The 11,596-nt window shown below is 42.6% G+C and carries 7 protein-coding genes; 1 reads left to right on the top strand and 6 read right to left on the bottom strand.

Features of this window, described 5'->3' with window-relative positions; translation table 11 throughout:
• Positions 1-108: 108 nt before the first annotated feature.
• The 3 genes from AC1XUD_RS23185 to hpt form a co-directional block, all read right to left on the bottom strand.
• On the bottom strand, positions 109-1,509 hold the full coding sequence (locus tag AC1XUD_RS23185; RefSeq protein ID WP_483363413.1) for an MBL fold metallo-hydrolase RNA specificity domain-containing protein: 1,401 nt from the start codon (positions 1,507-1,509) through the stop codon (positions 109-111).
• Between the two features lie 128 nt (positions 1,510-1,637).
• On the bottom strand, positions 1,638-2,468 hold the full coding sequence (locus tag AC1XUD_RS23180) for an N-acetylmuramidase domain-containing protein (RefSeq protein WP_483363412.1): 831 nt from the start codon (positions 2,466-2,468) through the stop codon (positions 1,638-1,640).
• 193 nt (positions 2,469-2,661) lie between these two features.
• A complete protein-coding gene (gene hpt, locus AC1XUD_RS23175) occupies positions 2,662-3,207 on the bottom strand; it encodes a hypoxanthine phosphoribosyltransferase (protein WP_483363411.1) in 546 nt (181 codons plus the stop codon).
• 95 nt (positions 3,208-3,302) lie between these two features.
• Here hpt and AC1XUD_RS23170 point away from each other — a divergent pair, with 95 nt between their 5' ends.
• Entirely contained in the window at positions 3,303-4,517 is a 1,215-nt protein-coding gene (locus tag AC1XUD_RS23170; protein ID WP_483363416.1) for a tetratricopeptide repeat protein, read from the top strand.
• Between the two features lie 62 nt (positions 4,518-4,579).
• Here AC1XUD_RS23170 and AC1XUD_RS23165 read toward each other — a convergent pair whose 3' ends face one another.
• The 3 genes from AC1XUD_RS23165 to AC1XUD_RS23155 all read right to left on the bottom strand — a co-directional run bounded on the left by AC1XUD_RS23165 (position 4,580) and on the right by AC1XUD_RS23155 (position 11,540).
• A complete protein-coding gene (locus AC1XUD_RS23165; protein WP_483363410.1) occupies positions 4,580-5,941 on the bottom strand; it encodes a dipeptidase in 1,362 nt (453 codons plus the stop codon).
• A gap of 123 nt (positions 5,942-6,064) precedes the next feature.
• Positions 6,065-6,715 (bottom strand): glycerol-3-phosphate 1-O-acyltransferase PlsY, encoded by a 651-nt coding sequence (plsY, locus tag AC1XUD_RS23160; RefSeq protein WP_483363409.1) that lies wholly within the window; start codon positions 6,713-6,715, stop codon positions 6,065-6,067.
• A gap of 145 nt (positions 6,716-6,860) precedes the next feature.
• Positions 6,861-11,540 (bottom strand): hypothetical protein, encoded by a 4,680-nt coding sequence (locus AC1XUD_RS23155; protein WP_483363408.1) that lies wholly within the window; start codon positions 11,538-11,540, stop codon positions 6,861-6,863.
• Positions 11,541-11,596 lie beyond the last annotated feature (56 nt).

Here is an 11,596-nt window from a genome sequence, read left to right as displayed (position 1 = left end):
CGTGCGTGTCTACCAATTTCACCACTCCGGCTCATATTAGTGCGCTGCAAAAATAGTAATTATTGCAATTAAGCAAAATATTGTCTGATATGGGTTTTAGAAAATGCTTTAACATTCAACATTTTCATATAGCGCAGGGATATGTATATTGCTATATCCCACTGTTTCCAGCTTCTGCTTGAAAGCGACTTGCGTTTCATACTCGCCATGAACCAGAAATACTTTTCTGACCCGCTCCGGATTTTGGCAAGAGAGAAAACTAATCATTTCATTATAGTCTCCATGACCGGAGAATGAATCCATTGACTCTACTCTGCACATTACATGATAGGATCCTCCAAAAATATTCACCTCGGAATCTCCGCGTTTTAAAGCACCAGCGAGGGTGTTAGGAGAGGCATATCCAACAAGTAATATAGTGCAGTTCGGATCTCCAATATTATTTTTAATATGATGTTTGATCCGTCCTGCTTCTGCCATTCCTGATGCCGAAATAATGATGCAGGGCTCTTGTCTATCATTGAGAGCAATCGATTCTTCCACCGCAGAAATATAATGCAGGTTTGGAAAAGCAAAAGCGTCACCGTCTTTTTCGATATACTCCAGAATTTCGGGGTTGAAACACTCGCTGTGCTCTTTCATAACGCGAGTCGCCTTGATAGCAAGCGGGCTGTCGACATATACGGGAAGTCGTGGCAACTTACCGGCACTTGAAAGCTCATCTAACGCATAAATGAGCTCTTGGGTGCGGTCAATCGCAAAAGCTGGAATGATGAGCTTGCCGCGGTTGATTACACATGTTTGCTGCACAATTTCGAGTAACCTGGCGTGCATATCTGAATCAGGTTCGTGCAGGCGGTCTCCATATGTTGATTCGCATATGATAATATCCGCTTGCGGAAATGGCTCAGGTTTTTTTAAAATCCGATCTTCCGGACGCCCAATATCACCCGTAAAAGTTACTTGTTTGAAGGTTCCTCCGTCTGGAACACTCAAATGAACGGCTGCACTGCCTAATAAATGGGCTGCATCAGTGAGCATGACCGACACCTCTTGGTTTTCACCTAAAAAGAAGGTTTGATCGTATTGGACAGTTCTCAAAAGCGACAACGCTTTTTCGGCATCCTCCGCATTGTATAGCTCCTCCAGTAATGGTCGGCCTTGCCTTTTTCTCCTTGTATTGATTCTTTCAAGATCCTGCTCCTGAATATGCGCGCTGTCTAAAAGCATAATGCGACAAAGGTCAGCGGTAGCCGAAGTGCAATATATTGGGCCATTAAACCCTTTTTTTACAAGTCTTGGGAGCAACCCGGAGTGGTCGATATGGGCGTGAGAGAGTATTACGTAATGAACGTTCGACGGTTTGAAGCCAAAATCCTGATTGAATTCGTCGGTTTGGATGCCTTGGAACAGCCCACAATCCAACAATATTTTCGTTCCTTTTTCGGTGGTTATCAGGTGCTTACTTCCGGTCACGGTACGTGCGGCACCAAAAAATTGTATGTGCATATTAAATCTGACTATTGATAACGAGATACCTGTATCTGCTTCAATAATACGAATAATTGCGTGAAGTCAATTTTATCCAATATAAAATAGCCGAATTACAATATGGTGAGCTCTGAGTTTGTGAAAGACTATTTGGCTAACTTATATTTTTCATAAGCTTTGGCGAGCTTGACGTCGTACTTGTTCAGCTTGTAACCCCCACCATTATATCGTTCAGCAAACTTATCCCACTGTTTGTTTTGAAGAAAAGCAACCAGCTTATTGACTTTCAGGAATTTGGAGAAAATGATCAACTGATTGCCTTCACTTTCTTTCATCTCTCCCACAAACTGCATAATCTCGTTATATCCAAGGGATTTGTAGTGGAATCCCATGATCTGAAATAGACCATACGATGCCGAAGCGTATGCTGCCTCCGTTACCAGACTGGAATCAGAAATATTGATAGCCTTATCGAGACGGGCATATTCTCCCTTACCTCCTACATAGAAATTCTTAGTCCATTTTTTGTAGAGAACGTTTTCATTGCCCTTAACTAAAGCTGCCGGATCGATGCCCCTTGCTTGAAGTTGCTGCCAGAAAATGTGCCCCTCAAACAGAATTTTTACACGCCCGTCTATCAGATATCCTCTTCCACTACTTTCTACCTCATTTACGGCCTTTAAAGCGGCTATCTCGATATTCAGTTGCTTGGCAGTTTGAATAATATCGTCTTCTTTCAGGAACCAAGTCTCCATGTTCCCTAGATTTACGGGCGAATTATTGATTAGTTTGGTCCATGTTTTAGTATAGATGATACCATCGCTAACCAGCCCGTTGTTCTTTTGAAAATCACGAACCACCATATCTGTGGCATCATCAAATTTACCGGTTACCTTAATTTCGTAACCAAATTCATTGAGAAGTTCCTGAAGCATGGCCACAGAATCGCCCTGTGACTTAAGTTGAAGCTTTATCATTTCCTGACTATTTTAGTAAAAAGGGTATGGGAAAACCTTCTCAAGACCTCTGAAAGAAATTACTTTTTAGGTGCTCTTGAGCTGCAATAAAGCTACATAGTTTACAGTAAATTCTTAAGCGTAGAGCTACTATTATTAGCGGGTAATTATACCTATTTTATTTTGGGGTGTTAATATTTTTGAAGTATTTAGGCTATTCGGCCAGAACATACAGAGCGTCCAGGTTACGTCCCAATCCTTCGTAATCAAGGCCGTAGCCAACTACAAATCTGTTTTTAATTTCGAAGCCTAAATACTTGATATCCACGGGTTTTTTAATAGCTTCAGGTTTGTGTAGCAGGCTCGCAATTTTCACAGAAGCAGGACGATATCCTTTGAGCTGCTCAAGAAGCTGAGTCATCGTCAGTCCGGTATCGACTATATCCTCGATGACAATGATATCACGGCCCTCCAACTTGTCTTCCAAACCGATTATTTGTCTAACCATTCCAGTCGATTCAGTGTGCTGATAGGAGGCCAGACGGATAAAGGTAATCTCGCAGGGAAGTGAAACATTTTTGATAAGCTGGGAAGCAAAAAGAAACGCACCATTCAATACGATTACAAAAACTGGTGTACACCCCGCATAATCTTCGTTAATTTGCGTCGCAATTTTATTAATCCTTTCTTCGATCATTTCCCGTGAAATAAACGGAGCAAAAGATTTGTCAAGAACCGAGATATGATTTGTTTCTTTCATAGATCAATATTAACTCTTTTTCAAAAACCAGCCAGCTTACAAACGTAAAATTAAGATCTGACGTTACTAATGACAGATTTCCACCTGATATGAATATTAAAAAGATATTTCTCTGTGCTTCGCTGGCAATTCTTGTTTTAAATAAAAGCATTGCTCAATTATACTCTTCGGCCGAGCTGGATAAGAAGTATGATATGGTTTTGAAAAATCCTGGCGTTCAGATTGAGGCGACGGAGGCGATAAACTTACTATATAATTTCAAATTTGACGAGGCTGATACCGAATTCAGATGGCTTAGATATCGATATCCGAATCACCCGATGCCTCACTTTCTGTTGGGCCTGGCCGAATGGTGGAAAATAGTGCCGAATACTGATAATGAACAGTATGATGACAAGTTTCTTGCATATATGGATTCGACTATCACATCTGCGGAGAAGTTATTAGACAGTCAGGAAAATAAAATAGAGCCCGCATTTTTCCTTTCGGCGGCATATGCTTTCAAAGGAAGACTTTATGCAGAAAGAAAAAGCTGGACGAAGGCAGCATTTGCCGGGAAGAAATCATTGAAGTATTTTGAAATGTGTAAAGGCAATGGTGATTTGTCTCCGGAGCTTTTATTTGGAGACGGGCTTTACAACTACTATGCAGAATGGGTTCCGAAGGAATATCCGATTTTGAAACCGGTGCTTGCCCTTTTTCCTAGAGGAAATAAGAAATTGGGAGAAAAGCAGCTGGAAACCGTCGCAAATAATGCCTTTTATACGAGAGTTGAAGCCCGATACTTTCTGCTTCAGATATATAGCATGGAAAGCGAATACAGCAAGGCTTACGAAATGGCAAAGTATATGTGGCAGACCTACCCGAACAATCCTTACTTTGAACGGTATTTTTGCCGAACTGCATATGTGACTGGAAAGCGCACTGAAGCCAGTCAGGCTGCGTTAAATATACTGGACAAAATCGAAAGGGGGGTTGTTGGTTATGAGGGAGTTAGTGGCAGAAACGCGGCATATGTTCTCGCTTACTACAATATGAATTACGATAAGAACTTCGATCTGGCAAAGGATTATTTCCAAAAAGCGATCGATTTTTCCGTTAAAACAAATTCTTTAAATGCAGGATATTATGTCTCCTCATTGCTAGGCTTGGGCAAAATTTCCGAGCAAAAAAAGGAATATGACGAGGCTCTGAGGTATTATAAACTGGCAGATGATCGTGCTGATAGAAATTCGAGCCAGGACAAAGACGCAAAAACGGCCATCGCTAATTTGAAGAAAATGCGAAGAGAGCAGCGCCGGAAAAGATAGGTTTGCGGAATATATTAAAAGGGGTAAATGCATGTTAAGATGTATTTACCCCCTCGTTTTCACTAGCTTTTCAACGCAGCATAATGTTTGAAAAACAACGGAATGGTTTCAATGCCTTTATAATAATTGAACAAACCGTAACTTTCATTCGGGGAGTGCAAGGCATCAATATCCAGCCCGAAGCCCATCAATATACTTTTCCGGCCCAATTCCTGCTCAAAAAGCGCCACGATCGGGATACTTCCACCTCCACGTGTTGGTATTGGTTTTTTACCAAATGCTTCCTCCATGGCCATTTCTGCAGCCTTATATTCTACCGAATCGGTTGGCGTCACATAAGGAAGCCCGCCATGATGAGGGGTTACTTTGATTTTTACAGAAGAAGGAGCTATGGAAGTGAAATGTTTGATAAACAACTCACATATTTCCTGATCGGTCTGATGTGGAACCAGGCGCATGGAAATTTTAGCGCTGGCCTTCGATGGCAGCACAGTTTTAGCACCTTCACCGATATATCCGCCCCATATACCATTCACATCCAACGTGGGACGAACGGAAGTTCTCTCAATAGTTGAATAACCTTTTTCTCCAGCAACATCTGCAATGTCCAGATCCCTCTTATATTCGTCCAGATCAAAAGGAGCGGAGTTTAGTGCTGCTCTCTCTGCAACCGAAAGATCTTCGACGTTATCGTAAAAACCCGGGATGGTGATATGACCATTTTCGTCTTTAAGTGATGCGATCATTTCACAAAGCACATTGATCGGGTTTGCGACTCCACCGCCATACACACCCGAATGAAGATCCCGATTTGCGCCTGTTACTTCAACTTCAAGATATGTCAGGCCACGCAAACCCGTTTCAATAGATGGAACATCATTGGCGATGATACTGGTATCGGATATCAGAATGGTATCGCATTTCAAAAGCTCGCGGTGTTCTTTTACAAAATTTTCAAGATTAGACGAACCTATTTCTTCCTCGCCCTCGATCATCATCTTGACATTACATGTAAGCGAATTGGTCGCGACCATCACTTCAAGCGCCTTGATGTGCATATAAAACTGACCTTTGTCGTCACAAGCTCCCCTTGCATATATCCTGTCATTTTTAATCACCGGCTCGAATGGGGGCGAATTCCAAAGCTCATATGGATCAGCTGGTTGCACATCGTAGTGGCCGTAAACAAGCACCGTTGGTAAAGATGGGTCAATGATCTTTTCACCATATACAACCGGATGTCCGGGTGTTTCAAATATTTCTGCTTTGTCGGCACCAGCCGCAAGAATACTTTTTTTGACAAACTCAGCAGCCGAACGCATATCGTTTTTGAACTTGGAGTCAGCGCTGACGGATGGTATGCGGAGGAGTTCCAGCAATTCGTCCAGAAATCTCGTTTTGTTTTGATCTATATAGTTGTTCATTTCAGCGTATTACAATTAGAATCTGGTTTGTTTGGGAGGCTAAATTAAAAAATAAACCCCCATGGATAAGTCCACAGGGGTAAGAATTTCTTGAAATTATATTCGAATCAAGCTCTTATGTAATTAAGAAGCATGTTTATTTCTTGAAAGGATATTCACGCGATTTTCGTTGCCATTCATTAAGCGAATAATATTTTTTTGGTGTGTGAACACAACCAGCACAAACATAACGAAACCGAAGACAATTAATAAAGGCTCCGGATGGCCGAAAAGACCCACCCATGATAATATCGGGAATGACAATGTGGCTAAGATAGAGCTAAGCGAAACATATTGGCTCGCGAGTAATGTTAATATAAAGATCGTGATGCAAACAGAAGCGAGTTCCGGGTGAATGGCGAGCACCATACCCAATAATGTAGCAATTCCTTTGCCTCCTTTAAAACCTACAAAAACAGGGAAAACATGTCCAACGATGGCGATAATCCCGAAAAGAATTTTGTACATCAAAAGCTCAGTTTCTCCTATCGTTCCAACGTAAAAAAGAAGTGACGCTATTTCAGTAGCAGTCCAGCCTTTCAAAACGTCGATAAGCATTACAACGGTTCCGGCTCGTTTTCCTAACACTCTGAAAGTGTTGGTAGCACCGGCATTTCCGCTTCCATGTTTTCTAACGTCGATTCCAAAATAACCTATTCCGTACCATACCGAACTAGGGATAGAACCTAATAAATAAGCGGAAAGAACTGTTAATATTAATAAGCTAACACCCATTTTGTACTATTTGTGGAAATTCTTTGATTTAAAAAAGCTACTCTCAAATATACAATAAAACACTCATTTCGCAAACCTGAACGCGGCTACAAAAGTAGAGATATATTTGATCGAATCAAAGATTTGTCCTATAATACATTGATTATCAGAACCCATCAGCTTGTTCTTCCTTTTTCTTTTTGGCTGCTGCCGGAGTCGTTTTTTTCTTCGCTGCTGCTTTAGCAAGTTTTGCTTTTTTCATGGCCGGCTGATAGAAATCATCGAATCTGTTCACGAAGAGGTCTTTTTCCTCTATTCCCAACGAGACCAAAGTCATCTTCGACTTACCTGAATTCGACTTTGTCATGATCTGATCATTGAACTCTATCTGCGAGGAAATGACTCCAAGCTCATCTTGACGAAAATCAAAATAGTACCAAATATCGGGAGACGCCTGGAGGAAAAGACTGAACTCGTCGCCATCAACTCCCTTTCTTATTTCCATCACACCTTCCATTTGGGCGTTGATATTGTTTTTGCCAAAATTCGCAACTCCGATAGGACCTTGCGAATAATAGGCGCCATGAGCTGCCGACCAATGAAGATTAACATTCGACAGAACAATAGGGGCATCTAACACCGGCGAAGCATCGAATAATGGCTTGTATCCTGCGGCGGAAAGCTTCACATATGCATCAACTGCCTTTGATCCGATCAGGGCTGAAAGTTTTCCGTTGATTTGTTCCGCATCGTCATCGGCTGCTGTGCTGTTTTGCTCCTCCAGATTTACTTCCACAATCTTGGCTGCTATCGGTTGAAGCAATGGCTCCAATGATGCCATCTTCAAAATGAGCAAGGTATTGAAAGAGAACCGCGAACTATCTACCTGCGCTTCAACGGTTCCTGTGGACTGCAGCCATTCGGAACCGACGAGTTTCAATGGACCTGCGAAATTGGCAAGACCTGTTTTATCATCAAATTGCAAAGAGTTCGCTTCGTCAATCAGGCCATCTGCTCCGGGAGGTGGCAAAACTTTGAAAGCTTTTTTGTCTTCGTCGTAATTCAGATTTCCTTTGGCTTGATATATATCCTCATCTCCGTCCGATTCTTTGGGAGAGAGAAAGGTCATATATAGTCCCTTAACCTCATTGTAATGCAGGCCGACGGACAATGGAATTTCATGTTCGTTTTTCAGGTTCTGGTCGACTTTGATGGCCACAGTTTCACCCGGAGATTCTTTATATGGGATCCAGGAGCTTTGGAAATCTTTGCGGAATTTAATCATGGGTTTTACAAAGCCATCCAATTGAAGGGAGGGCTCATACGATACGAGGTTAATACCCCCCTTAAACTGGATACGGGGACTGAGGTACAGATTCTCGGTTTCTTTGATATCCGCTCGTGCAGTTGTGTAATATTTTATTTTGGCGGTGTTCGAATTATCGGGTCTCGCCTTGCGGCTTGCCACAGCGGATTCCGGCTCTCTCAATTCGAAATTCTGCATTTTAATATTAAAGGTATCCTTGCGGGCTGTGATATACTGATATGTCGCTGACCCTTCAAAAAGATTTCTCGAATTGATCTTGATATCCGCATCCTTCATCCGGTGAGAAACATTGAGTGTATCAATTTCAATTCTCGCGTTTTTAAGCGGGTTTATTCTTCCTTTGGCATCGATACTTACCAGACCCTTATCCGGGATGATTTTAACGTCCGCAGTTTGAATATAAGGCACTCCTTTTACCACCAGCGTCACTTTCTCGATATCATACATGGCCTCCGAACCGTCGAAAGAAAGTCCCTCCTGTTCCTCCAGTGTTGAGGTATAGGAGGACGTTTCGCCAAAACCTTTCATCAAAATGGTCTTTTTGACCATATCCCATTTCGCCGAGCCGATGAGCGTTTTATAGGAAGCCAGCGGAATTTGCATACCGGAAGAATCATTTCCAAACCCGGACTCGTCCGTAAGGAAGTTGGCTACTCCGTTCTTGAAATTGAAATCGATATTCACATTGTTACCCGTCAAAAGCTTCTTACCGGCGTTTGCTGCACTCGCATTGATCGAAAACTGGGAGCGATTGGCCAAAAACCCTTCTTTATTGAATTTGATATCAGTTGATGAAATTTCGGAATCAGAGCGTTTCAGAATACCATTTCCGTACAAACCCGAAGAACGGAGCAGAATACTGCCTTCCAGATTTGTGGTGCCTTTATAGAATGAAAAGGATTTCCCGGTTGTGTTGATCTGCATACTGTCTTTTTGTGGGAACCAGTTCAATGCATAATCTTTCAGATCCACGGCGGGGAAGTAACCAGCTCCAATACTTGCCTCTTTAATGCTCGCCACGTCTCCACTTGCATAAAGCGAATCAGCTCCCAACATTACTTTTTTAGCGGTAATGGTGGCAGACATATATCGAAGAATGGCACTTGAATGTAATCCAGTGTTGTCCATCGTCAAAGTATCCGTGAAACGAGCCAGCGCTTTGCCATCATAAATCTTCATATCAACCGCCGGGGTCTTATAGTTAAAACCGAGGGAGTTGTCAGGCATGCTTTTCAATGTCGTTGCGATATCCGGTACAATTCCGTTGGAGAAGAATTTTCCTTCAAAAATTACATCACGCTGGTCCAGCCCATCCATATCAATTTTCGGGATCTTGAAAAATACTTCGCGCGGGTACAAATTTGGCTCTCTTTCTGGCTGATCAAAATAGACAGTCATACCGTCCGGAACGACGAGCCGAGGAGATTTCTTTCCTTTTTGGGCTCCTGATTTGTTTTTTGGATCACTAAGGTAAAAAGTACCCCCATTTTCATATTTCACATGACCGCCCACTTCGCCGCCTTGCCCCTTCACATATTTCTCACGAGGAGTGAAAGTGATGGAGTCGGAGGGAGCCACGTTTACAAAAAACTGGTTGTAGTCGAATTTGAGATTTTGGCCACGGAACTGGTAATTGGACGCCACCAGCTGTCCATTAACAGTGAAATTCCGATTGCGGCCAATCACCACTTTTTTATCAGACGGCGTAGCAAATATTTTTAAACTGTCACTGATAATGAATCGCGATACACCCAGAACTGTGAGTAAAGTGTCTGGTAAATAGATTGTTGCGTTGGCAATTTCATCGTTCGCAGTATATTGCGACGCAATCTGGAAATTGTCGTAATCCGCCTTGTCTACATTGGCATTAACATAAAGGATGCCTTTTTTGCTCAACGCAAACTCGTCGGTTGACTTGTCATAAATAAAGTATCCTTCCAGCGCCATTCTTTCCAAAGTCCTTCTCAGAATTTTCGGATTTTGCTTATACTTAGCGGCAAGTTCTTCTGCAAGAAATGCTGATTTCTTTTCCGTTTGCAGGTAGTTGGCGGCTAACAATAACGGCTGAAAACCAAACTCTTTCGCAATTCCCCTGAATCGTTCTTTTTTAAAATAATCAAAAGATTCCAACGCAACCGGCACCACCTGCTTGCCATCAATTCTATAGAACTCGACTTTCTTTTTAGGGAAATCCCATCGCATAGCCTGCGACCAGATATCCATTTTGTGGTAAGTATCTTTATAGGGTAGTGGTGCAAAATCTGTTTTATCGGCCCGATCCAGACGAAGTTTACCTTCCAGGTCATTGTATTTGAACCTTACACCCGGATGATACAGCGAATCGCTTCCGAGTGGCATGGAGTAAAACGCCAATGGTGCTGAAACGACGGAATCGGCCAACCGAAATTTGGTGCTGACGGCTTTAAATGCCGGTTTCTGCTCAAAAGATACCGAAATAACGGATGGATTTCCACTCAGCGACGTGCTGTACATTTCCTGCCCTATCAGTGAGAAGCCACCCTTGTATTGGATATTGGGACTAATGAATCTGATTTGCGCGTCTGTTCCGTTTGAAACGAAACGAGGATATACCGGTGCCTGATTTTTGCCTCTTTTTAACCCACGATATTCCAATGTGCCTTTAGTAGGCGCAATGAGTTTGCTATCTGCATGGATGGTAACGTTTTCGGCTAATAATTTCGGCTGAGAGATGTTAAAAAAGTATTTATCCAGATCTGCATAAATATCAGGGTTACCAACGCTTTCCCAAGTAAATTTCCCTTTTTCCCCGATGAAGATTCCATCTCCCAAAGATAGATTTCCGTTCGTTGGGCCGAAAACAACCGAATCAGTTGCCGTCACCATGGCGAATTTTGCATTTTGCACTTGAAGCATTGCGCCTGATATAGCCGGGAATGATATGGATTTTGGAGCAATTATATAATTAGAATCAACCGGAGCATCCCAGCTGTCGTTTATAGCAACCTCCTTCGCGACAGCTTTTGCCTGATCAGTTGAGGTAGTGTCCCATTTATATGAAAATGACCCGTCGAGAAGGTACAGAGAATTGTAATTTGAGCTATACAACTTGCCCGTTTCACTGATGGTTCGCACTGTTTCCAGCATCTTTTGATATGCCTTAACATCCGTTTTCACTCCTGCCTGAGCTGCAAGATCGAGAAAGCCGTCGAGTGCGCTGGCGTTTGCAGATTTCGTCAAAACCGCCGTATTACGAGCTAGGAGGTACATTATCGGTCCTGCCTTTTGACCTTTCGCAAGCTGTGTTTTCACGGCCGTCATAAACTTCTGCTGTTGAGCAGTGTTCATCCCGCTATTCCAAACGCTATCCAGTTGGGCAGCAGCACGGATATACTGGGGATTTCGGCTGCCGTCCATGAGCTTTTTAAACTGGGCCTGGAACTGCGCGGGATCGTCTGAAGCTTTCTGGTTTTGGGAATATACCTTCGGAAATGAAAGTATCAGAAGTATCAGTATAAAATAGGTAGTGACTTTTCTCATAGCTCATATGTATACCCAGCCGTTTCGGAGCCGGCATATCCATGCCGGGTATATTC

Source organism: Dyadobacter sp. HNCC25DJ184 (genome assembly GCF_056895215.1).
Note: the sequence above shows the minus strand (reverse complement) of the source record. Positions and strands in the feature narration are given on the sequence as shown.

Excerpts from the sequence above, each read along its gene's own strand:
- AC1XUD_RS23185 (WP_483363413.1), bottom strand. The coding sequence starts at position 1,509 with ATGCACATACAATTTTTTGGTGCCGCACGTACCGTGACCGGAAGTAAG.
- AC1XUD_RS23155 (WP_483363408.1), bottom strand. The coding sequence starts at position 11,540 with ATGAGAAAAGTCACTACCTATTTTATACTGATACTTCTGATACTTTCA.
- AC1XUD_RS23180 (WP_483363412.1), bottom strand. The coding sequence starts at position 2,468 with ATGATAAAGCTTCAACTTAAGTCACAGGGCGATTCTGTGGCCATGCTT.
- hpt (WP_483363411.1), bottom strand. The coding sequence starts at position 3,207 with ATGAAAGAAACAAATCATATCTCGGTTCTTGACAAATCTTTTGCTCCG.
- plsY (WP_483363409.1), bottom strand. The coding sequence starts at position 6,715 with ATGGGTGTTAGCTTATTAATATTAACAGTTCTTTCCGCTTATTTATTA.
- AC1XUD_RS23165 (WP_483363410.1), bottom strand. The coding sequence starts at position 5,941 with ATGAACAACTATATAGATCAAAACAAAACGAGATTTCTGGACGAATTG.